The organism is Pedobacter planticolens (assembly GCF_014172375.1).
Lineage (GTDB): Bacteria > Bacteroidota > Bacteroidia > Sphingobacteriales > Sphingobacteriaceae > Pedobacter > Pedobacter planticolens.
This window is the reverse complement of record NZ_WNXD01000001.1, coordinates 498,722-522,700: the sequence shown is the minus strand read 5'-3', so window position 1 is coordinate 522,700 and position 23,979 is coordinate 498,722. Positions and strand designations below refer to the sequence as shown.

Annotated in this window: 21 protein-coding genes; 4 read left to right on the top strand and 17 right to left on the bottom strand. The window is 35.1% G+C overall.

Features of this window, described 5'->3' with window-relative positions; genetic code table 11:
* Nucleotides 1-53: 53 nt before the first annotated feature.
* The gene (locus GM921_RS02295) at nucleotides 54-1,628 is read left to right on the top strand and encodes a Na+/H+ antiporter (RefSeq protein ID WP_182920998.1); all 1,575 of its coding nucleotides are present in this window, start codon (nucleotides 54-56) and stop codon (nucleotides 1,626-1,628) included.
* A gap of 61 nt (nucleotides 1,629-1,689) precedes the next feature.
* Here the strand turns inward: GM921_RS02295 and GM921_RS02290 are convergent, their stop codons facing one another.
* The 5 genes from GM921_RS02290 to GM921_RS02270 all read right to left on the bottom strand — a co-directional run bounded on the left by GM921_RS02290 (nucleotide 1,690) and on the right by GM921_RS02270 (nucleotide 8,066).
* On the bottom strand, nucleotides 1,690-3,330 hold the full coding sequence (locus GM921_RS02290) for an ATP-binding response regulator (RefSeq protein ID WP_182920997.1): 1,641 nt from the start codon (nucleotides 3,328-3,330) through the stop codon (nucleotides 1,690-1,692).
* Between the two features lie 19 nt (nucleotides 3,331-3,349).
* Nucleotides 3,350-3,787, bottom strand: a complete 438-nt coding sequence (locus GM921_RS02285) for a response regulator (RefSeq protein WP_182920996.1) — start codon at nucleotides 3,785-3,787, stop codon at nucleotides 3,350-3,352.
* Between the two features lie 18 nt (nucleotides 3,788-3,805).
* Nucleotides 3,806-5,176 carry a sensor histidine kinase gene (locus tag GM921_RS02280; protein ID WP_182920995.1) on the bottom strand — a complete coding sequence of 457 codons (1,371 nt, stop codon included), beginning with the start codon at nucleotides 5,174-5,176 and terminating at the stop codon, nucleotides 3,806-3,808.
* 776 nt (nucleotides 5,177-5,952) lie between these two features.
* The gene (locus GM921_RS02275; protein ID WP_182920994.1) at nucleotides 5,953-6,627 is read right to left on the bottom strand and encodes a M15 family metallopeptidase domain-containing protein; all 675 of its coding nucleotides are present in this window, start codon (nucleotides 6,625-6,627) and stop codon (nucleotides 5,953-5,955) included.
* 770 nt (nucleotides 6,628-7,397) lie between these two features.
* Complete coding sequence (locus tag GM921_RS02270) at nucleotides 7,398-8,066, bottom strand: response regulator transcription factor (RefSeq protein WP_182920993.1); 669 nt, start codon at nucleotides 8,064-8,066, stop codon at nucleotides 7,398-7,400.
* A gap of 94 nt (nucleotides 8,067-8,160) precedes the next feature.
* On the opposite strand from GM921_RS02270, the gene GM921_RS02265 reads away from it, so the two are divergent.
* The 3 genes from GM921_RS02265 (at nucleotide 8,161) to GM921_RS02255 (ending at nucleotide 9,982) form a co-directional block, all read left to right on the top strand.
* A complete protein-coding gene (locus tag GM921_RS02265) occupies nucleotides 8,161-8,571 on the top strand; it encodes a hypothetical protein (RefSeq protein ID WP_182920992.1) in 411 nt (136 codons plus the stop codon).
* Nucleotides 8,572-8,736: 165 nt separating this feature from the next.
* The gene (locus GM921_RS02260) at nucleotides 8,737-9,207 is read left to right on the top strand and encodes a hypothetical protein (RefSeq protein WP_182920991.1); all 471 of its coding nucleotides are present in this window, start codon (nucleotides 8,737-8,739) and stop codon (nucleotides 9,205-9,207) included.
* The gene (locus GM921_RS02255; protein ID WP_182920990.1) at nucleotides 9,200-9,982 is read left to right on the top strand and encodes a sensor histidine kinase; all 783 of its coding nucleotides are present in this window, start codon (nucleotides 9,200-9,202) and stop codon (nucleotides 9,980-9,982) included. The genes GM921_RS02260 and GM921_RS02255 overlap by 8 nt, the downstream gene beginning before the upstream one ends.
* A gap of 7 nt (nucleotides 9,983-9,989) precedes the next feature.
* Here GM921_RS02255 and GM921_RS02250 read toward each other — a convergent pair whose 3' ends face one another.
* From GM921_RS02250 to GM921_RS02195, 12 genes are all read right to left on the bottom strand, one after another.
* On the bottom strand, nucleotides 9,990-11,741 hold the full coding sequence (locus tag GM921_RS02250; protein ID WP_182920989.1) for a HAMP domain-containing sensor histidine kinase: 1,752 nt from the start codon (nucleotides 11,739-11,741) through the stop codon (nucleotides 9,990-9,992).
* Nucleotides 11,742-11,751: 10 nt separating this feature from the next.
* Nucleotides 11,752-12,864 (bottom strand): sensor protein KdpD, encoded by a 1,113-nt coding sequence (locus GM921_RS02245; protein ID WP_182920988.1) that lies wholly within the window; start codon nucleotides 12,862-12,864, stop codon nucleotides 11,752-11,754.
* Nucleotides 12,865-12,966: 102 nt separating this feature from the next.
* A complete protein-coding gene (locus GM921_RS02240) occupies nucleotides 12,967-14,037 on the bottom strand; it encodes a porin (protein WP_182920987.1) in 1,071 nt (356 codons plus the stop codon).
* Nucleotides 14,038-14,138: 101 nt separating this feature from the next.
* Nucleotides 14,139-14,711: a K(+)-transporting ATPase subunit C gene (locus GM921_RS02235; RefSeq protein ID WP_182920986.1), complete on the bottom strand. Its 573-nt coding sequence runs from the start codon at nucleotides 14,709-14,711 to the stop codon at nucleotides 14,139-14,141.
* Between the two features lie 42 nt (nucleotides 14,712-14,753).
* Entirely contained in the window at nucleotides 14,754-16,784 is a 2,031-nt protein-coding gene (gene kdpB, locus GM921_RS02230) for a potassium-transporting ATPase subunit KdpB (protein WP_182920985.1), read from the bottom strand.
* A gap of 123 nt (nucleotides 16,785-16,907) precedes the next feature.
* Nucleotides 16,908-18,626, bottom strand: a complete 1,719-nt coding sequence (gene kdpA / locus GM921_RS02225) for a potassium-transporting ATPase subunit KdpA (RefSeq protein WP_182920984.1) — start codon at nucleotides 18,624-18,626, stop codon at nucleotides 16,908-16,910.
* Nucleotides 18,627-18,629: 3 nt separating this feature from the next.
* Nucleotides 18,630-18,707: a potassium-transporting ATPase subunit F gene (locus GM921_RS02220; protein WP_110831930.1), complete on the bottom strand. Its 78-nt coding sequence runs from the start codon at nucleotides 18,705-18,707 to the stop codon at nucleotides 18,630-18,632.
* Between the two features lie 298 nt (nucleotides 18,708-19,005).
* Nucleotides 19,006-20,337, bottom strand: coding sequence for a sigma-54-dependent transcriptional regulator (locus GM921_RS02215; RefSeq protein WP_182920983.1), 1,332 nt, complete (start codon nucleotides 20,335-20,337; stop codon nucleotides 19,006-19,008).
* Nucleotides 20,338-20,392: 55 nt separating this feature from the next.
* Nucleotides 20,393-20,686 carry a DUF3817 domain-containing protein gene (locus tag GM921_RS02210; RefSeq protein ID WP_182920982.1) on the bottom strand — a complete coding sequence of 98 codons (294 nt, stop codon included), beginning with the start codon at nucleotides 20,684-20,686 and terminating at the stop codon, nucleotides 20,393-20,395.
* 89 nt (nucleotides 20,687-20,775) lie between these two features.
* Nucleotides 20,776-21,303, bottom strand: a complete 528-nt coding sequence (gene hscB, locus GM921_RS02205; protein WP_182920981.1) for a Fe-S protein assembly co-chaperone HscB — start codon at nucleotides 21,301-21,303, stop codon at nucleotides 20,776-20,778.
* Between the two features lie 87 nt (nucleotides 21,304-21,390).
* The gene (gene rseP / locus GM921_RS02200; RefSeq protein ID WP_182920980.1) at nucleotides 21,391-22,791 is read right to left on the bottom strand and encodes an RIP metalloprotease RseP; all 1,401 of its coding nucleotides are present in this window, start codon (nucleotides 22,789-22,791) and stop codon (nucleotides 21,391-21,393) included.
* Between the two features lie 7 nt (nucleotides 22,792-22,798).
* Nucleotides 22,799-23,977, bottom strand: a complete 1,179-nt coding sequence (locus GM921_RS02195; protein WP_182920979.1) for a 1-deoxy-D-xylulose-5-phosphate reductoisomerase — start codon at nucleotides 23,975-23,977, stop codon at nucleotides 22,799-22,801.
* Nucleotides 23,978-23,979 lie beyond the last annotated feature (2 nt).

Genomic DNA, 23,979 nt, shown 5'->3' with positions numbered 1-23,979 from the left:
AACAAGCAGTATCTTAATCTATAGTTTTGTTAACCTCTTAAAAATTAAGATAAATGCTCGATAATTTCCCTTTCTATTTAAGCCTTATTATTGCCATCGTACTATTAATTATGTTGGCAAAAAAAATAAAAGTGGCTTATCCAGTACTATTAGTATTGGCAGGATTAGCGATCTGCTTTATACCGGGCATACCTGCAATGCACATAGATCCCGAGCTTATTTTTATTATCTTTTTACCTCCATTACTGTACGAAGCAGCTTGGGCAATATCATGGAAAGAGCTATGGCGTTGGCGACGAATTATAGGTAGTTTCGCTTTTGTAGTCGTATTTCTTAGCGCCATGTCTGTTGCATTTGTTGCCAACTATTATATTCCAGGGTTTTCTTTGGCCTTAGGTTTTTTATTGGGTGGCATTGTATCTCCGCCAGATGCGGTAAGTGCTGGTGCAATTTTAAAATTTGTAAAAGTACCGAAACGGATGTCGTCTATATTAGAAGGCGAAAGCTTATTGAATGATGCCTCATCGCTAATTATTTTTCGCTTTGCATTAATAGCCGTAGCAACCGGACAGTTTGTTTGGTATGAAGCTGCTTTAAGTTTTAGCTGGATGGTAATTGGGGGCATTGCCATTGGCTTGCTAGTTGGATGGGTTTTTATGAAAGCACATAAATACTTACCTACCGATGCGAATATTGATATTGCCTTATCTATTGTAACGCCGTATGTAATGTACATCGCTGCCGAAGAAACGCATAGTTCTGGAGTATTAGCGGTAGTAAGTGGCGGTTTATTGTTGGCCAACAAAAGGCATCTTTTTCTAAGTAGCACGTCACGCTTGCGGGGCATTAACTTTTGGGAAAGCCTATGTTTTATATTAAACGGTTTAGTGTTTCTACTCATCGGCCTTGCCTTACCCGAAATTATAGCAGGCTTGGGAGATGTAAGCCTTTCATCTGCTATTGGCTACGGCGCATTAATTACAGCGGTATTGGTGGTAGGAAGAATTTTATCGGCCTATGGTGCTGTGATAGTAACTTTAATTATGCGCAACTTTATTACCGTTGCCGATTCTAGAAACCCAGGTTATAAAGTACCTTTTGTATTAGGGTGGACAGGAATGCGAGGTGTGGTATCATTAGCCGCAGCATTATCTATACCTGTACAACTGAGTGATGGTACTGCTTTTCCGCAGCGTAACCTTATTTTATTCATCACATTTATTGTTATTCTATTAACCTTATTAGTACAAGGCTTAACCCTGCCCTATTTAATTAAAAGGTTAATTACACCAAACGCTGCAAATGAATTATCGGAAGATAAAGTATACAATGACATACGAAAACAACTAGCAGAACAAGCCGTATTGCATTTAAAAACCAAGTATAGCGAGCAGTTAAATACCTATCCTGTATTGCAGCAAATGGCAAAAAAGTGGGAACATGGTAACTCGCTAGTTAATGATGAAGTAATGGCCAATGAATGCAAAGTAGTGTATCTAGATATTTTGAACCAGCAAAGAATATGGCTTCACGATAAAAACGAGGAAGAACAAATGCTAGATGAAGAAATTATCCGTAAGCATTTACAGCATTTAGATTTGGAAGAAGAAAGACTGCGATTTATATAACCAGAAGGCAACTCTAGTCTGGGTAATTCTTCGTCCATTGGGTGATACAAAACGGAACCTTTTATAAATTGGAAGGTTTAAGAGGTAACGTAAACCAAAAAGTACTGCCTTTACCTAGTTCGCTATCAGCACCAATTTGCCCGTTGTGTTTTTTAATGATTTCTGCGCAAATGTAAAGCCCCAAACCTAAACCAGTATATTGACTTCCACTACTATCTACGCGGTAATAACGATCAAAAAGATAGCCTAGCTTTTCGGGCTGAATACCAGGACCTTTATCAATAACTGATACTTTGGCCATATCATTTATCCTTTCTATACAAATGCGAATTTCTTTTGATTTTGGTGCATACTTTATGGCATTATTCACAAAGTTTATCAAAATCTGATCAATTCTAGTTGCATCTGCATACACCTCCAACTCCTTATCTCCTTCTATTTTAATAGTAAAAAGATCTTCTGCACGTACAGCATGACAACAATCTTCAATAATATCAGCTAATATGAAATTTTGTGGGTTAATGTGTAGCTGACCAGCGTTAGCTCTACTTGCATTCAATAAATCTTCAATAAGCACATTAACTTTGCCTAAACTTTTATTAGCCTGCACAATAAGTTTGGGTAGCATAGCCGAAGAAGGATTTTCTTTTAATCGATCTAAAAGTTGAAGAGAGGCCTTTAAACTTGTAATTGGTGTTTTAAGTTCATGACTAGCAATGCTAATAAAGTCATCCTTTTGTTGTTGTAGCACCCTCAGTTCTTGTATATCTGTTGCAGTTCCTACCCAAAGTTGTATGTGTCCTTGTTCATCCAAAATAGGCATTAAGCGTATCAAATGCCAACGGTAAAGTCCATCGGTGCGTTTTCCACGAGCCTGAAATTCACCACCATCACTAGTTTGAAGAATAGACTTGAATTGGTCGAAACTGGTTTTAAGATCATCACGATGAATTGCTACATTAAACCCTTGTAAATTGGTTTGTTCTTTAGCCAATCCAGTATAATCGTACCAACGTTGATTATAAAAAAGAACTTCTCCCTCTACTGTATTTGTCCAAGCTATTTGCGGAATAGTTTCCATCATATTGCGAAACCGGCTTTCACTTTCTACTAGTGCTTTTGTACGTTTAAGCACACGCATTTCTAGTTCCTGGTTTAATTCCGAAAGTTCAAGATTAATTACCTTCACCTTTTCTTCCTGTTCAATCAGCAGATCATGTGCTTTTTGCAATTCCTCTTGTTGTACTTTCAGTTCCTTATTCGCAATAATTAGTTCTACCGTTTGCAGTCTCAATTTTTCGGCAATACTACTTTTTTCTAGCCTTACTTCGATGTCCTTTAACGCTCTATTTATTTTTGTAGACAGTGTAAATAATTTTTGTTTTGGTACATAATCGGTAACGCCATCCTTAATTAATTCGACTGCATTTTCTTCTCCAATAATTCCAGAAACAATGATAAAAGGAATATGAGGGTGTTTATTTTGTTTAATACGAAACGCTGTAACTGCATCAAACGATGGAAGAGAATAATCAGATAATATTAAATCGGGGTTAAAATGATGTAACGCATTCTCAAATTCTACTCTTGTTTGTACAATTTCAGTTATAAAACTTAATCCAGACTTCTTCAACTCACGAAGTAGTAAATCTGCATCAGTTTTATTGTCCTCAAGAATAAGAATTTTAAGATTTGGTATCATATCTCCCTACAATTTGTGGTTAATGAGATGGCTGGTTTAATATCATCCAGTATAATCCAATCTCTTTAATTGCATGAAAAAAGTTATCGCTATCAACTGGTTTTACGATATAGCTATTTGCACCAAGGGCGAAACATTTTTCTATATCAGGACCCTCATTAGATGAAGTAAGCATAACCACTGGAATGGATTTAAAGTTTGGATCTGATTTTAGTTTTTCCAGCACTTGTATACCCGATACTTTTGGCATTTTTACATCAAGCAATATCAATCTGGGATAATCTTTTATATTTCTATCTGCATAAATACCTCTGCAATAAATAAAATCTAGCGCCTTTGCACCGTCTGTAACATGATGTAGTTTATTGGTAAATCCACTTTTTGTAAGTGCTCTAATGGTTAATACAGCATCGTCTGCACTATCCTCCACAAATAAAATTTCTACGTTATTGTACATGTTTTCTAATTTTAAGATCTATATTTTTTGTAAGCTAAAAGAGAAACAAGTTCCCTCATTTACTTTTGATTCGGCCCAGACTGTTCCGTTATGACGATTTACTATTTTTTGCACTATAGCTAAACCAATGCCTGTTCCTTCAAATTCTTCTTGAGAATGTAAGCGCTGAAAAACCCCAAAAAGCTTATCGTAATATTGCATATCAAATCCCGCTCCTTCATCTTTTACATAATACACAACGAGGTTATCCTTTTTATATGCACCAATTTCGATATTGGTTTTTTCTTTATGTTTAGAATATTTAATTGCGTTAGATATCAAGTTAATCCACACTTGTTTAATAAGTGATTTATCTCCGTTGGCAGGCGGTAATACATCAATCTTAAATTGAGGAATGTTTTCATCATCCTCAAGCAACATCTCTTCTATAACCGAATTAACAAGGTTAACCATATTGATTTCAGAAAATGTTACCTCTTTTCTTCCCAATTTGGAAAACGCAAGCAAGTCATCAATCAGTTCGCCCATTTTTTTTGAATTGTTAATAATGGCTTGAAGAACTTGTGTACCTTCTGCATCTAATTTGTCACCATAATCTTCTACCAAAATTCTGGAGTAGCCATTAATCCCTCTAATTGGTGCACGTAAATCATGAGATACGGAGTATGAAAAGGATTCTAGTTCTTTGTTTGCGAATTCTAACTGAGCGGTGCGTTCAATTACTTTCTGCTCTAGCTCATCATTTAATTTACGAATATCATCTTCGGCAGTTTTAAGATCCCTATTTGCAATGCTTAATTCCTCAGCTCTTTTTTCCTTCTCTTCGTTCTGAAAAGCCAATTCTTTGTTGGCAATAATTAGCTCGGCAGCACGATTTTCTTTTTCCTCATTCTGAAAAGCGAGTTCCTTATTGGCGATGATTAATTCTGCTGCTCGATTCTCTTTTTCTTCATTCTGAAAAGCTAATTCTTTATTGGCGATGATGAGTTCGGCCGCACGGTTCTCTTTTTCTTCGTTTTGAAAAGCTAATTCCTTATTCGCAATAATTAGCTCTGCTGCACGATTTTCCTTTTCTTCATTCTGAAAAACCAATTCTTTATTCGCAATAATCAGTTCGGCTGCTCGATTTTCTTTTTCTTCGTTCTGAAAAGCTAATTCTTTATTGGCAATAATCAGTTCGGCTGCACGGTTTTCCTTTTCTTCATTCTGAAAAGCTAGTTCCTTATTGGCAATAATCAATTCTGCAGCTCGGTTTTCTTTTTCTTCATCCTGAAACACGAGCTCTTTATTAGCAATGATTAATTCTGCAGCACGGTTTTTCTTTTCTTGAAGTTGAAAAGCAATTTCCTTATTGGCAATAATCAGTTCTGCTGAATCGTTCTTTTTCATATCCTTAAAAACAAGATTGTTTTTTTTAATTGAGAGAATTAAGTATAGGATAATGAAGTAGAAATGAATGCTTTCCTATTGTAAGTTTCTAAAGCTAACATAATAAAGCGAACTCTGCGTTAAAGCAGCCATATATCTTCTTGGCAGGATTTAAGAAATATCCAGTATATTATGTGAATTAGCTGTTTTTTAGCTGTTAATTACAACACAAAACTACGTACCACCCTAGTTAAAAAACCTTAATGAATTGGAGGACATTGTTGGTGATGATTTTTTAAAGGCAAACCGACAATATTTGAGTAAAACAAAAAAATAATCCTTAAATGAAATTCGCCCTGGCACTAAATAATAACTATTGATAACTTTTAAACACTAATGAGACTAATTGAGACTCTTTTAATAGGTAACTAATTTCATCGTTTGCATCAAAAAATGCCTTATCAGCTATTTAAAAGCATTTATACACTATTTAGTTTTCAGTTTGTACAACAAAAAAAGCATATTTCCCGAAAGGAAAAGGACATTTCTTATCCTATTATGTCCCACATCTAGTGTATTATATCAATAGTTTGCTCTACTTGAAGCATTTCTTATCATATTATGGCTCACATTTAGCATATTATATCAATAATTTACTCTACTTGAGGCATTGTCTGTTAACAATTCTATTTTTTCGACATATAATATCCTTTTTTTGTCGAACATATATGCGTATGCAGGTTTAAATTTAGCTTTTAACCTTTGGATTTTCATGTCGCAACTGGGTATTACTTGTATTAAAGAAAAACTAGGAAGTTAATATTCTCTTGTTTCCTTCTATGAAGTTCTTTTACCATATCGCTTTCTTTCATGGTAACTGCCCACGCTGGTCTGAGTTGAAAATGTGGCTGACTGGTAAACGTTTTAAAATCTCCTGCCCAAGTTAGTCCAATAGATTCGCCTAGTTTTGCAACGTCGGTATAAAGCGGCGACTGGTCTTTGTATATTAATTCTCCTGCTTCGGTGCTTTCATAAACTCCTATACCAAAGGTAAGTCCAAAGGTTTCATTACCTTTTTTTGCTTTCAGTTTATCTGGCGAGTTATGCATTAACTTAATGCAAATGCCTTCAGCCGCAGCTAAGTTTATTAATTCTTTTGCAAAGGGCACAACCTCTTTTGTCATGCTACTTAGTACAGTTTCGTTATACTCATCAATTTTATCTATAGTGGTAGGTTCATTGCCAACTAACAACTGATATAAAGCATCCCATGTTTTAGCCCAGGGATAACCATCTGCTCTAACCTCTATTTTTTGTTGTATGGCTTTAATAATTGCATTAACATTAATGTTGTAAGGCAATGAGTTAAATAACAAATAATAAATATTAAGCCATGTTTTTGATGAAGCAATACCATCGGCTTCAATACCAGCTTTTTCTTGTAAGGCTTTAATTTTGTCTGAATAGTCCATGTGATAATACTTAAGGTTGATAATGTTTAACTACTTAGCGAAGCTAAATGACAAATTATATCGCATGGTTTTTAGCGTGGTTATGCCCGAAAGAGGAATAGGGTAAGTTTACGTAGGGATGCAGGTAGAAATACGTGTGTCATTGCCGTCTTTGCGAGGCTTGTTCTTCTCAAGCCGTGGCAATCTCCTATTTGATAATATACATTTTGTTTGCTTTTAGCTTTTCGCCACCAATGGGTCTTTTTGTTTTTAGCTCGCCGCCGCTATGGCTCGTTCTTGGGGCTGGATTGTGGTTTGGGGAAGGTTTGTAAGGCGGTCGTCTTTGTGAGGCTTGTTCTTCTCAAGCCGTGGCAATCTCCTAATTGGTTTTATTTGCACCTGGGAGGTTGCCGCAATCGGTGAAGAACCTCCTTCACAATGACGTGTGTGCTATTGGGCGGGTGTTACTTCATTGCACTGTTTTAGGTTTATTAAACCTGATTGTAACGGAAATACTTTTTTGGTATTACTTACTGGAAAGATTGCTTCATCGTCCCTCTTCGCAATGACGATAAGATGAGTGGTGGACGTTGCCAAAAAAGATTGTAATGGAAAGCAGGGCTGAGTTTACCGAAGAGTTACTGGGCTTGCTTTTCGAATTATTTTTTACCTCATAGAGGCATAGATAAGATTGGTTTTGTGAGAAATTTGGGCAAAAGATCCTTCGACTACGCTCAGGATGACGAGTGTAAAACAGGTAGCTTTATAAAGAGGAGAATTTATTTGGGAATTTATTGAGCAGGAATATCTAAATCGAATAATTTATGTTTAAGGGCATAGAGCACAAGGCCGGCGGTGTTACGGCTGCTGGTTTTTAGGAGGAGGTTATTTCGATGACCTTCTATGGTACGACTACTTAGGAATAGTTTTTCGGCAATTTCATGACTGTTAAACTGCTTACATATGAGTTGCAGTACTTCTTTTTCGCGAGAGGTTAATTTGTTTATGTTTTCGAGCGAAAAGGCATTTGTTTTTTTGGTTAAGCCTTTACGCATCATTTCTAGCATGGGTTGGGTAAAATAGAAATCGTTTTTAACTACTTCTCTTATGGCTAGTTCTACTTCTTCGGGCTCTGCATTTTTAGCTAAATAGCCGTTTGCACCTGCTTGTATGGTGGCTAGTATAAAATTCTCAGCTTCGTGGATGGTTAAAACTATAACGCCTAGTTTTGGATATTTCTCTTTTAGTATTTTTAAAGCATCTAATCCATTCATCTCTGGCATGGAAAGATCGAGCAAAATAATATCGGGTTTTACAACAGCACTTTCGCAAAGTGATAGTAATTCTTTACCATTTTCGGCTTCGAATAGTAGTGACATATTTTGGAAAGTACCTACTAGTGCAGCCATCCCTCTTCTAAAAAGTTTTTGGTCGTCGGCTATAGCAATATTGATATTCATTGAGGATGATTTGATGGCTTGAAATTATAAAATTTGTGCGCTATAAGCTATACAATGTCTATTTTTTTTTAGATTAGTGAAAATTTAAAAAATCATGAAACCAATTAGCGTTCCCACCATTCCACTCAATGATGCAATTATTAGAGTAACCAGGTTTAGAGATGAGCTTGTAAAACAAGTTCCTGAAATGAACATCCCAAGAGCTATTCTTATCCCTATTTATGATTTGATGGCGATTGTAGAAAAGTATACCAGTGTTGATGATAATGGAAACATTACGTATTCGATAGAAGGTGTACGTGCTTACTTTGATATTAAAATAACTGATGAATTATTACCTAATGATATTACTGCATTAGTTGTTCCTGTAGATTTAAAAGGGAATGATATTATTACCAATAGTATTACTGGCTTAGGTAATCCTGGCGATGATTCGGAAATATATGATTTTACGAAACCTTGCCCAGACCAATGTGATCCAGAAAGTCCATTATATGTTCCTTAATAGACTATGTTTTTAACTTATATTGTACCCCTTAGTATACTAATCCCTATACTATTTGGGGTACTTAATTTTAAGGCTGCAAAAGCTGGCCCCAAACTTCTCTTTTATTATTTGATAGCTTCTGGTTTAATTAATCTGGCTGCAATAGTTCTTATTGTGTATAGAATGAGAAATTTACCCTTGCTACACTTGTATACAATTGTAGAGGCGGTATTTATTTTGAGCTATTTTAGAACGCTATTTACAGATGCATTGATTAAAAAAGTATTGTTGTTTATACTGATACTTTTCCCGGTATTGTGCATTTTAAACTTTACTTTTTTACAAAGTATATATACATTTAATACATATACCAGACCGCTTGAAGCTATTCTAATTACCTTCTTTTGTTTATTGTATTTGTATAAAAGTGGGTTTACCGAAAACTGGTTAAACAAACATACGAGTTGGTTTAACATGGGTATTTTAATTTATTTCCCTGTTGCGTGTATTATCTTCATTTTATCTAATTATATGACACTTGTAACCATGAATAAAGCGATGAATACCGTGGTGTGGAGTGTGCATGGTGCTTTGGTATTAATGATGTACTTGTTTTGGGCAAAGGGTTTTAGCTTATTAAAAAGTGATGGATAACATCTATTTACTCATTTTTTATAGTGTGTTGGCCATTTTTATTTTGGTTACTTTTTTCTTGGTGTTGTATATCCGCAATCAGAACATGGTTTGGCAGCAACGAAAATTGTTTCAGGATACTGAAATACAGCAACAAAAACAATTGCTTAGTGCTGTGATAGATTCGCAAGAAATAGAACGAAAACGAATTGGTGAAGATTTGCATGATGAGGTTGGCGGAACTTTATCTGCCATAAAATTGATGTTGAATGCTGCGATGAGGCAATATAACCCAGCCGACCAAGAGGTTATTTTACCTGCTAAACAATTGATAGATAAAATGATTGTTGATGTGAGAAATATTGCTCACGATCTTTCTCCTCCTGGCTTGGCTATGTTTGGGCTTTATACTTCTATTGAGGGTTTTGTTTCATTAATTAATAAAACTGGCGAACTTGAAATTGCAATTTCTAACGAATTAACAACTGAAGAAAAATTACTTAGTGAAAAGGCTGAGTTAGCATTGTTTAGAGTAATTACGCAGTTAATTGCAAACACGTTAAAACATGCCAATGCTACTAAAATTGAGATCTGTTTTAAAGAATTAGAGAATACTCTTGAAATTGTTTACCAAGACAATGGAAAAGGCTTTGATGTTGCTGTTTTAGATGAACGGAAAGGTATTGGCATGCAAAACATTATGAGTAGGCTGCAAATGATTAATGCGACTTATACGCTTGAAACTAGTTTAGATAAGGGTTTTAAAATGACTATTAGCTGTTTGCTTGACAGCTAATAGTTGTTTAAGCTAGGGGTAATATAAAGCAAAATCTACTGCCCTCGCCTATTGCGCTTTCTACCCAGATTTTGCCGTTTTCTGCTTCGATAAAATCTTTAGAGATTGCTAAACCTAAGCCAGAGCCAGATTTGTTTTGTCCATCTGTTGGGACTTGGTAATAGCGATCGAACAATTTTTTTTGATACTGCTCTTCTATTCCTTTGCCAAAATCCTTTACCGAAAACTCTATGAATTGCCCTTGTTCTATTACCTGAACTATAACTTTTGATTTTGCTGAGCTGTATCTTAATGCATTTGACAAAAAGTTAACCAATACCCAAGCCGTTTTTTGAACATCAGCATTTACAGTTGGCAAGGTGTTTTTACTTATCAATTCTAACTCTATTTCTTTTTGTTGTGCTTGAAAACGTACTGCATCTAATGCGAAGTTTACAATTTCGCTTGGGTTTGTGCGCACAAAGTTTAATTGTAGGTTTCCAGTTTCTACTTGAGCTAAATCGAGCAATTCACTAGTGATTTTTAGTAATCGTTCGCTGTCTTCCTTAATGTGATTAACCAATTCGGTTTGTTCTTCGTTCATTGTGCCTACACGATTATCGTTTAGCAACTTTAAACTCATTTTTATTGATGATAGTGGAGTTTTTAATTCGTGAGAAACTGTAGCGATGAAATTGGTTTTGGCTTCATCTAGTTCTTTAAACTTAGTGATGTTTTTAAGTATGTAAACTTTACCTGCTGATTTGCCAACTGCGATTAAAGCATTTTCATTGGGTTCATCGAAATTTGGGATGGTTATTTCTCTACTCTCCAATACAAAATAAGATTCCTTTTCATCTGCATAAATTTTTAAAGGTTCCTCTCCTATTTTATCTGCTAAAACTCTTTTTAATAATTCATTTTTTTGAGCTAATTCTGCTGCACTTTTACCAATAACGTTTGTAGTATTTAGATTTAGCAATTGCCCAGCAACTTTATTAAAGAAAAGGATTTCTTGTTTTTCATTTAATCCGATAATGGCATCTTGCATTTGCTCTATAATAGTTTCAATACGTTGCTTTTCTGATTTCAGCTGTGCTACATTGGTATTATCCCAGTTTTTTAGTTCGACCGCCATTTTATTAAAGGCTATCGCAAGTTCGCTAAACTCATCATTGCCTTTAAACTCTAAGCGTTGTTTGTAGTTTTTACGGCTAATTTCTTTTATTCCTTCTAGTAACTCGCGTAGTGGGTTGGCAATAAAACCCGGGAAGTTTACGATAAAACTAAATAAAATGATAAAAGTAATTGATGCGGTGATGCCTAAATATAGTGTGGCTTTTTCGGTGGCTTTTTGTGCATTGTTATTTTTTTTCACAATTGCCGCCATGTTTAATTCATCAATGTTTCGCAGCTGTAAACGGACTTGAACCATAGCTTGCTCTTTTTCAATTGCTATAACACTAGTGTTTGTTATAGTTTCAAAAGCTTTTCGCAATGCGATGACAGCTTCTTTTTCTCCCGTTTCGGTAACATTCTTTTCTTCTTGTGTTATCGCATTATCAAGTTCTTTACGGTTATTTTGATTGATGTTTCCGTTCTGATTATCGAGCGCAGTACGCATTTGATTTACGTAAATTAACGATTGATAATTATCTTTTAGGATAACTTTAGCATGTACTGAGATTTCGTTTATTTGATATAATGAAATGCCTCCAAAGCTTATTATTATCAAAAATAAAAAGCCGAAGCCTAAGCGGAGTTTAGTTTTAATTTTCATGATTTTATAATTAAGATAAAATAACTAAATCAGTATCTTTTTTTGCCATTGCTTTTAATAATTCGTTAAATACACTTGTACTTAATATCAATTGAAATAGATTAAAATGTGGTTTACCAATACAAATGGTCGTAATTTCTTTTTCATCTGCCAGTTTAATAATGGTTTTTGTAATCTCATCACTTTTAATTCTAATTACTTCTGCTCCCAATTCTGTTGCTAATTTTAAATTATTGAGCAAATATCGTTGTTTATCTAACTTAATTCTATCGGCATTTTCTTTAGTGCTTTGCACATACAAAACCAACCATGGCGAATGGTAGTAAGATGCCAGTCGAGCTGTTTTTCTAATCACTACTTTTGCAGTTTCCTGATTGGAAGAAATACAAGCTAAAAAACGTTCTTGCCTTAGTTTAATCTGTTTAGGAACTTCAATATTTACTTTTCGTTCTACCTGATGGGCTACTTCTTTTAGTGCTAATTCTCTTAACTGCAGTATTTTTTCTGCTTTAAAAAAGTTGTTTAACGCTTGCTCTATTTTATTGGCTTGGTATATTTTTCCTTCTTTTAACCGGTTTAATAATTCATCTGCCGTTAAATCAATATTTACAATTTCGTCTGCTATTTCTAAAATCTTATCAGGAATTCTTTCCGTAACTGGGATACCTGTAATGTGCTCAATTTCTTCGTTTATACTTTCTAAATGCTGAATATTAACTGCCGATATTACGCTAATTCCTGCTTCTAAAATATCATAAACATCTTGCCATCGCTTTGCATTTTTACTTCCTTCGGCATTGGTATGTGCTAATTCATCTACTATTACAATTTCTGGGTGTGCATTTAAAATTCCCTGCACATCCATTTCTTCTAACTCTTTGGCTCTGTAAAAAATCTTTTTTCTGGGGATGATCGGTAAGCCTTCTAAAAGTTCGTGTGTTTCTTTACGGTTGTGTGTTTCGATATACCCAATGCGAACATCAACTCCATTGCGCAATAAAGCATGGGCTTCTTGTAACATGCGAAAGGTTTTGCCAACGCCCGCACTCATACCGATGTAAATTTTTAGTTTACCTCTGCGGTTTTTCTTCACTAAATCTAGAAAGTCACGAACATCTTGCATAATTTCTTTATTTTAACCACAGAGAGCGCTGAGTTTACGCAGAGAACGCTGAGTTAGATTCTTCATACTTTATAATCTGTTTAATCTTTCGGACTACTATCTTTAAAATGATACTGCAATACTTGCCGTAATTGCTGCATTATTGTTAACGGTATTTATATCTCGTACAAAAATTTTATCCTTGCTATCGTACACTTTCCCTTCTAATCTTACAACTGCATTGCTAATTGGCGAATAATCTAAATTTACAGAATATCCAGTTGTTTTAAATCCATTAGGTATGCCAGTGGCGATGAAAATTCCGTTTTTATCTTCGTAATATTCCGCTCTGCCAGCTATCGCCCATTTAGGATCGAATTTATATTGTGCGATTAAAACTGGTGATAATATTTCGCTTTTTGCCGATTGACCTTTTACTTTTTGTTGTGTGGCATAATCGAACCCTGCTGTTACACCAAAATTATCTGTTAGCTGTGCAATGGCATAAAAATTATGATAAATACGGGTAACTGCTACTGCATTTACTCCTTCTTTACCTATATAGTTGCTGTAGTTTAATGTGATTTTACTACTTGGTTTATAGGTTAACTGCACTCCGCCAGCTGGTTTGCTGTTACCATCTAGGCGATTAATGCGTTGCCAACCGTTTAAGTATAATACAGTTGCGGTAAATTTATTATCGGCTGTGCCATAAGTTAGTTTTGCACCAGATTCATAGTAAGGTGTATTTTCTGATGCGATGCCTCTGGTTAATACCCAGCAATCTTTTGAAATAGCACTTTCAAAGCCAATATGTGATGAGAAAATACCTGCATCTAACCATAAATTTTCTTTTTCACTTAATTTAACACCTGCATTTGCTTCGAATATATTTTTCAAAACGCCTGGTTCTGCGGCTAAGTTTGCATTTGGGTAGGTACCTGCCATTAAGGCGATATTTGCTCTTACTTTATCGTTATCATAATTTGCTTTTATAAAACCTAAGTTTAAATTCACTTCGTTATGTCTGTTATGTGAATACACAAAACTTGGTCGAGTGTTATTTGCAGGCTCATTAAAATCGTAACTATAATACGTTTCTAAATAACCTGTTATTTTAATTTTTGATCCTTCTTGAGCTTGTATATTTAATGCTGTAAATAAAGCAACAGCAGCTATTATTAGTTTTTTCATGGATTATATCTCTTAATTCGTCATTGCGAGGTACGAAGCAATCTTAAAGCATTTAACAACCGTTGTAAGATTGCTTCGTACCTCGCAATGACGACAGTATTCTATTTCTTACTTATTATTTCGTCTAATGCTAAATTCAATTTCAATACGTTTACAGCACTTGGTCCAAACAAACCTAAAAATGGTTTACTTGTATTTTCAACTACTAATTCTGTAACTTTTCTTTCATCTATTTTACGGTAAGCGGCAATTCTTTTGATTTGAATTATTGCGCCTTGCTCTGAGATATTTGGATCTAAACCGCTGCCAGATGCAGTAACCATATCAGCAGGAATATCTGCTTTTTTGATAGTTGGGTTGTATTTCAACAACGTATCAATTCTATTAGAAACTTCTTTTAAGTAATCTGGATTTGATGGACCTTTATTTGAACCTGCAGAACCTGCTGCATTATAACCAACTGCCGATGGACGTCCCCAGAAATACTCTGGTTTGGTAAACGATTGTCCTAATAAGGCATAGCCGATAACTTTTCCGTTTTTGGTGATTTTTTCGCCGCCACCGTTGCCTTTGCTAAACCTACCAGCCAAGGCTATGCTTATTGGATATAAGACACATAATAACACAATTAAAACTAGTGTTAAGCGGATTGATTGTATGATGTATTTTTTCATTTTATTTTTATTTGTTGTCATCCTGTGACATGTTTTTAAATTTTAAACCATTAAACCAACTACTAAATCAATCAGTTTAATTCCTATAAATGGAGCTACAACGCCACCAATTCCATAAATAAATAGGTTTCTGCGTAATAAAGCTGTTGCGCCAATAGGTTTGTAAGCCACACCTTTAAGCGCTAATGGAATTAAAATAGGAATGATAATAGCATTGAAAATTACGGCCGACATAATTGCGCTTTCTGGACTATGCAAACCCATAATATTTAAGCTCTGCAATGCAGGAATTGAGGCAATAAATAATGCTGGAACGATAGCGAAATACTTAGCCACATCATTAGCAATAGAGAAAGTAGTTAACGTACCACGAGTAATTAAGAGTTGTTTTCCAATCTCTACAATTTCAATTAGTTTGGTAGGGTCGTTATCTAAATCGACCATGTTACCCGCTTCTTTTGCAGCTTGTGTTCCGCTATTCATTGCTACTCCAACATCGGCTTGTGCTAAAGCGGGTGCATCGTTTGTTCCGTCGCCCATCATGGCAACCAGTTTACCTAAAGCTTGTTCATCTTTAATGTAATTCATTTTATCTTCGGGTTTTGCTTCCGCGATAAAATCATCTACTCCAGCTTTTTCAGCAATATATTTAGCAGTTAAAGGATTATCACCAGTAACCATTACTGTTTTTACACCCATTTTACGTAGGCGCTCAAAACGTTCGCTAATGCCTGGTTTAATAATATCCTGTAATTCGATTACACCTAAGGCTTTTTCATTTTCAGAAACTACTAAAGGAGTTCCGCCGTTTGAAGCAATAATTTTAACTCTCTCTTCAATATCTGATGGAAAAATATTCCCAGCTTTTTGAACGATGTTACGAATAGAATCGAAAGCGCCTTTCCTAATTCTTCTTCCATCCAACGTATCCAAACCACTTGAGCGAGTTTCGGCTGTAAATTTGATAAATTCCGATCCCGCAGGTGCGGTTTCTAAAACTGCATTGTTATCGCCTTTGGCTAGCTCAATAATCGATTTTCCTTCTGGAGTTTCATCGGCCAATGAACTTAGTACGCAAGCATCTGTAAATTGTTTAATATTAGCACCTGCAGTTGGGTAAAAATTGGTTGCTTTACGGTTGCCAATGGTGATGGTTCCGGTTTTATCTAATAGCAAAACATCAATATCGCCAGCAGTTTCTACGGCTTTACCAGATTTGGTAATTACGTTTGCTCTTAAAGCTCTATCCATTCCGGCAATGCCGATGGCAGATAATAAACCGCCAATTGTGGTTGGAATTAAACACACGAAAAGCGAGATTAATGATGCAATTGTGATTGGTGTGTTTGCGTAATCTGCAAATGGTTTTAAGGTTACGCATACAATGATGAAAACCAACGTAAAACTTGCCAATAGAATAGTTAAAGCAATTTCGTTAGGTGTTTTTTGACGTGATGCACCTTCTACTAAAGCAATCATTTTATCTAAAAAACTTTCGCCAGGTTCAGTGCTTACCATCACCTTAATTTCATCTGACAATACTTTTGTACCACCAGTAACCGATGATTTATCACCTCCAGACTCTCTTATTACTGGAGCAGATTCGCCTGTAATTGCAGATTCATCTATGGTTGCTATTCCTTCAATAATTTCTCCATCTGTTGGAATGATATCTCCAGTTTCGCAAATAAAGACATCTCCTTTTCTTAACAAACTTGATGAACGGATTTCGAAATCTCCGTTTGCTAATATTACTTTTGCAGGAGTTTCTTCTCTGGTTTTGCGTAAACTATCTGCTTGTGCTTTTCCTCTTGCTTCGGCAATGGCTTCGGCGAAATTTGCAAACAAAACAGTAAGTAATAGCACTAAAAAGATGAAGAAATTATACAATGGGTTTCCTTGTCCGGTATGGCTGAAAGAATATACAGTAACATAAGCCATTACTAAAGTTCCAATTTCTACGGTAAACATAACTGGGTTACGTACCATTACTCTCGGATCGAGTTTTACGAAAGATTGTTTGAGCGCTGTTTGCACTAATGCGGGCTCGAATAATTTATTATTTGATTTCATTTTTTTTCAATTATGTGATTTCACAGATTAAAATGATTTCACAGATTTATTTTTTTAGGTTTTGTCATCCAGAGCGTAGCGAAGGATCTAATTGAGATTCCTCGTTCCTCGGAATGACAAGTTCTATTTAAGCATCGTAAAATATTCTGCTAGTGGGCCTAAAGCCAAAGCAGGGAAATAAGAAAGAGCATTTAATACGATAATAACTGCAAAAGTCATCAAGGCAAAAGTTTTTGTATCTACTTTTAAAGTACCCGCTGATTCTGGAATGTATTTCTTTTGAGCTAATAAACCTGCAATTGCCACTGGACCAATAATTGGTAAAAATCTGCCTAGAAAAATCACAATTCCTGTTGATATATTCCAGAAACTATTGTTATCGCCTAAACCTTCAAAGCCCGAACCATTGTTCGCATTTGATGAAGTCATTTCGTATAACATTTCGGAAAAACCATGAAAATTTGGATTATTTAACCAGGTTTTAGGTTGAACTGCCCAAGCGGCATTGCCATAATGTGTAAATAAATGAGCTGACAAAGCAGTACCTACTAATATTAAAAACGGACTTAATAAGGTAATAAGAGCTGCAATTTTAATTTCACGAGCTTCTACTTTGTGCCCTAAAAATTCGGGTGTTCTGCCCACCATTAAACCCGATATGAAAACTGCAATAATGAGATAAATAAAGTAGTTTAAAATACCTACACCGCAACCGCCATAAAATCCATTAATCATCATGGCTAGTAACTGCCATGCGCCTGTTAATGGCATGGTGCTATCATGCATTCCGTTTACAGAACCTGTAGAAATTACGGTAGTTAAAGTGCTCCAATAGGCTGTTGCAGTTGGCCCAAATCGTACTTCTTTGCCTTCCATTGCGCCAGTAGCTTGCGAAATACCCATCTTAGCTATGGCAGAGTTTCCTCCTAATTCTGATGTTAAGGTTGGTATCATTAACAAAAGCACTCCGATTGTCATTACACCAAAAATTGTCCATCCTAATTTTCTTCTGCGAATAAAATAACCGAAACAGATAACCATTGCTATTGGAATAATCGTTTGAGCTATCATTTCTACCATGTTGGTAAAGTAGCTTGGGTTTTCGAATGGGTGTGCTGAATTGGCTCCAAAATATCCTCCTCCATTAGTACCTAAATGTTTTATAGCTATTAATTGCGCTGCTGGTCCACGAGATACGTGAACAGTATCGCCCTGCATAGAAATAAAGTGATCTTTACCTTCGTAACTTGCTGGTGTACCATTAAATGTTAGAATTAATGCCATTACAATAGAAAGCGGCAATAATAAACGGGTAATTGATTTTACAAATACCTCCCAGAAATTGCCCAAATTGGTTGTTGTTTTATCTCTAAAGGCTTTAAATAATACTACTGCAGCGGCAATACCTGTTGCAGCGCTTACAAATTGTAAGAACATTAAAACGTATTGTTGTGTTAAGTAGCTTACGCCGGTTTCGCCAGAGTAATGTTGTAAATTACAGTTAGCTACAAAGCTGATGATGGTATTAAAAGCCAAATCAGGTGTCATACCTGGGTTTCCATCTGGGTTAAAGGGTAACTTATCTTGATAAAGTAGAACGAAAAAACCATAAACTATCCATACGGTGTTTATAAGTAACAACACTTTTAAATGTTGTTTCCAATTCATTTGTTCTTTTGGGTTAATGCCCGAAAGTTTATAAATACCTGTTTCAAGTGGTTTTAAAAAGTCTGTCCAAACTTTTTCTCCTGCAAATACTTTTGCCAAGTATTTTCCTAATGGGATGGCAATAACTAATGTGAGCAGGAAAGTGGCAATAATGCCGAGAAATTCTGTGTTCATTTTTTAAAATTTTTCTGGTTTGATAAGTACGTAAACCATGTACAGGAATACTGCTACTGCGATGATGAATAATGCTATCATTGTTAAATGTTTTCGAACCAATCGATGGATTTATAAGCGATCCAGCAAAAGATGAGGAGGGTGAGAAATAAGATAATTGTTATCATGGTTACTAATTTTTAACCACCATACCAATAGCTGTACCACTAGGATATAATTATACTCAAAATCATTATTATCAATACTTTAACGTTTATTTTAAAGTTTTAGGCATAAAAAAACCCTTCCAAAATGGAAGGGTTTTTATCAAAATGGAAACCCATTTTTTACTTATTTAATATTAGAAGGAGATTGCTTCATTCTTCGCAATGACGATAGTTTAAATTATTTGATATTCTTCAATTTTTCTATAGAGCGTCGTTAAGCCAATATTTAGTAAACGAGCAGTTTCTGTTTTATTTCCTTTTGTGTGCGCTAACACTTTTTGAATGTGTTGTTTTTCTATCGTTTGCAAATCGAAAGCATTACTTTGTGGAGTATTTATATAAAATTCGTTAGGTAACTGAGCAGTATCTAAAACATCGCCATTGGCTAAAATTACTAAGCGTTCTATTACATTTTTCAATTCTCTCACATTCCCTTTCCAACTATGTTTTTCGAGGGTATCTACTAATTTATCATCCATTTTTAACGCAGAGCGATTTACTTTTTTGGCAAACTCTTGCAAATAATAATTAGCTAATAAGGCAATATCAGCCTTGCGTTCTCTTAAAGATGGCAACGGAATTATAAAGACTGATAAACGATAATATAAATCTAAACGGAAAAGCCCAGCATCAGCTTGTTCTTTTAAATTGCGATTTGTAGCCGCCAATATGCGTACATTAACTTGGCTTGTGGTAGTAGAACCTACTTTAATAAACGATTGGTTTTCTAAAACACGTAATAATTTAGCTTGCAAATCGAGGTTCATCTCTCCTATTTCGTCTAAAAAGAGAGTTCCTCCATTTGCTTCTTCTAATAAGCCTTTTTTGTCTTTGTTGGCTCCAGTAAAAGCGCCAGCTTTGTAGCCAAATAGTTCACTCTCTAATAATTCGGGGCTAAACCCGCTGCAATTTAAGGCTACAAAAGGCTTTAAATTTCGAGGACTTTCATAATGAATCGCTTGCGCAAAAACTTCTTTTCCAGTTCCGGTTTCGCCTAATAATAAAACAGTTGTATCTGTTACGGCAACTTTTTCTGCTAGAGATATTGCTTCTTTAATGGCTTTTGAATTACCTAAAATGTTTTTGAAATTGTATTTACCAACTATTTTGCTTTCCAACTCATACACCCTAAGTTGTAATTCTGCTTTAGCAACGGCTTTGTAAACCAGTGGTATAATTTTATCATTATCATCGCCTTTGGTTAAGTAATCGAAAGCGCCGTTCTTTATGGCCAAAACCCCATCTGCAATAGTACCATAAGCGGTAAGATTAATAATTTCGATATAGGATTTGATGGATTTGATTTGTTTAACTAGCTCTACACCATTTGCATCTGGCAGTTTCACATCGCTAATTACAACCGTAACATCCTGATTAGTAATTATTTTTAAGCCTTCTTTAGCATTTTGAGCTTGTAAAACAGAAAATCCTTCTAGTTCTATTATTCTAGCTAATAAACTACGTATTTTAATTTCATCATCTATGATGAGTACTGTTGAGCCCATTATTCGAAATTATGAAACAATATTAGGCATAATTGTCTGAATTTTTATGCTGGGATTATTGAGTTATTTCTTCTTCTTTCAGTCTTTTATCTACAATAAATGGAGCAAACGGCAATAGTGAGGCTAAGAATATTAAAACTGCTTTGCCGAATTTCCATTTTGTTTCTTGCCAAGCCAAAACTAAACAAGCAGCATAAAGCACAAAAAGTAAACCATGTGCCCAACCTGTATATTTAACTGCAAGAGGCATATCTGCCCAATATTTTAAAGGCATTGCAATAAACAACAATAAAAGATAAGAGATACCTTCGGTTACGGCTACTTTTCTGAATAAGTTTAATGAGGTCATGATTATGGCTTTGCAACAAATGTAATTAATGACACTTGCATAAAAATTGTTGATTTGCTTTTTTACACTTAGCAAACCTTCCAACAATTTTAAGAAGCCATACGAGCCAAACTTTCTTTAATACGATATAAGTATTTATTACGGTAATAAATATCTTTAATAGCCTTTAAAGCACTTTCTTGGTTTTCTTCCGCAGCACTATCATAAGCTAGTGTTAAAGATTGTAGTTCATCCGCTAGTTCTTTTTCTATTTGCTCTGTTTGGGTTTTCAACTCTGCCAATTTTGCTGGATCAGGATCAAACTCTAAATCCATTAAGGCTTCATTTACTTCCATCATCTCTAGTAAAAAACTTTGTGGCAATGCATAATTCTCTCCTTCTACCAATTGTCCTTTTAGGTTAAGGATATAATGTAAGCGCTTTTGTGGATCTTTTAATACTTGAAAAGCTTTGTTATTAAGTGTAGAAAGTTCTAAAACTTCGTCTTGCTTTTCTTGACTTTCATTGATATAAAAATCGGGATGATATTTCTTGCTCAATTCGTAAAACTTCTTTTTTACCAATTGTTGATCTGGATTAAAGCCTATCGGTAACTCGTAAAGCTCGAAATAATTCATTTTATATCACTTTATGTTTTAAGCCACAGATGCGCAGATTATATTAAAATCTGCGCATCTGTGGCTATTTTTATTAGTTATTAAAAGCTATTTCTGAATTAGTTTCAGAATATCATTTCCAAATGCGAACACCATTAAACTCAATAAAATAACGAAACCAACTACTTGAGCACGTTCCATAAATTTATCGCCTAGTGGCTTACCTTTAATCATTTCTACTATCAAAAATACTACATGACCACCATCTAAAGCTGGAATTGGTAATAAATTCATAAAGGCCAATGCCATAGAAATTAATCCTGTTAAGCGCCAAAAGTTTGCCCAATCGAACTCGCTGCCATAAACCTGAGCAATACCAATAGGGCTGCTAATGTTACGAGCACTTACTTTACCAGTTATCATTTTCCAGATTCCTTTTCCATTATCTGCAAAGGTTGTCCATGCTTTAGATGTACCTACTGAGAATGATTCAAAGAAAGTATAATCGATATGGCTAATTGGTAATTTGAATTTTGCTATGGCTATACCTATTGTACCTTCGGCTGTTACTTTTGGTGTTAAATCAATTAAATTACCATTACGTAATACCTTAATAGCAACTGTTTTGCCAGCAGATTTTTGTATTTGTGTAGTAAAATCATTTAAGTAACGTACAGATTGGCCATTGATAGAAATTACACTATCGCCAACTTTCATTCCTGCATCATAAGCAGGTGTGTATACTTTTGCCGGTCCTTTTTTAGAAAACAGACCAGTTATACGGCTAAATAATCCTTTAGATTCTACTACAGTTGTAGGCTTGTCTACTTGTGATATTTTTCTAGCAACAATTCTTGGCTCAACAAATTCATCAATACCATGTTTGCTAATGCTATTTAATACCGTTTCAGGAACTTTTAGATCAATGGCTTTACCATCACGAGAAATAGTTAATTTCGGACCGCTCAATAAAACTTTAGAACTAATTAATTCTTCAAAACGAATTACTTTTTGTCCGTTAATGGCTAAAATCTTATCGCCATCTCTTAAACCAATTTCTTCACCAATTATACCTGGGTGTACACCATTTGCTAATTTATCATTTGGAATGTAGGTTTCTCCATATTTAAAAGTAAGCATCCAAAAAATGAAAATACCTACAATGATATTTACAATAATACCACCTAGCATTACAATTAAACGCTGCCAAGCTGGTTTTGAACGAAATTCCCAAGGTTCGGCAGGTAATGCCATCTGTTCGGTATCCATAGATTCGTCAATCATTCCAGAAATTTTCACATAGCCACCCAAAGGCAACCATCCTACTCCATATTCTGTATCGCCAACTTTAAAACTAAAAAGCTTGAAACCCCAAGCATCAAAGAAAAGATAGAATTTTTCAACTTTTATTCCGAAGGCACGTGCCGCTAAAAAATGTCCTAATTCGTGTAAAATTACTAGTATCGATAATCCCAGCAAAAGCTGGCCCGCCATAATCAGTCCGTTCATATAGTATTTAGTATGTTTTTGATTTTAGATTTGTTAAACTTTGTTTTGTTACGAGTTGACTTGCAAATATACGCGTCTGCTTGTCGGTTTCTAAATAATTATTAAGTGTTGGTTGAGCAATAAAGTCCATTTTCTGCATGCATTCTTCTATTACAACGCTCATTTGTAAGAAGCCAATATGATCTTTTAAAAATGCATCGACTACTATTTCATTGGCTGCATTAATTATGCAAGGCATATTACCGCCCTTTTTCATCGCCACAAAGGCAAGCTCAAGGTTACGAAAACTTTTTGTATCTGCCTCAGAAAATGTGAGTTCTGGATAGTTTAAAAAATTAAACCGTTCAAAATTGCTCGCTACTCTTTGCGGATAAGCTAAGGCGTAATGAATGGGCAATTTCATATCAGGCAGACCCATTTGTGCTTTAATAGATCCATCGGTAAATTGCACCATAGAATGAATAATAGATTGCGGATGTACCACCACTTCAATCTGCTCTGCTGTTAAACCGAATAACCATTTTGCTTCAATGGCTTCCAATCCTTTATTCATCAATGAAGCTGAATCGATAGTAATTTTTGCACCCATTATCCAATTTGGATGTTTTAAAGCTTCTTTTTTAGTTACGTTTGCTAAAAAAACTAAATCTTTGCCACGAAATGGTCCGCCAGATGCGGTTAAAAAAATCTTTTCTATTGGATTATTTTCTTCTCCAACTAAGCATTGAAATATTGCTGAGTGCTCTGAATCTACCGGAATAATTTTCACACCATTTTCCTTAGCCAATTGCATTACTAATTCGCCAGCTACTACTAATGTTTCTTTATTGGCAAGGCCGATATCTTTTTTCGCTTCAATTGCGGCAATGGTTGGTCTTAAACCCACTGCACCCATAATTGCAGTTAATACAAATTGAGTTTTTGGCAGTTGAACCGCAGCAATTAATGCATCTTCTCCACATAAAACCATTGTATTTGGTAATGCATTTTTTAGGATTTGATAATGACTTTCGCACGTAATTACTACCAATTCTGGCTTAAATTCTAAGGCCTGCTGAATTAAAAGCTCTGCATTATTTTGGGCTGTTAGTGCATTAACTTTATATAAATCCGGATTTGCCCGAACTACTTCTAAAGCTTGCGTTCCAATAGAACCTGTCGAACCTAATATTGATATGTTTTTCAAAC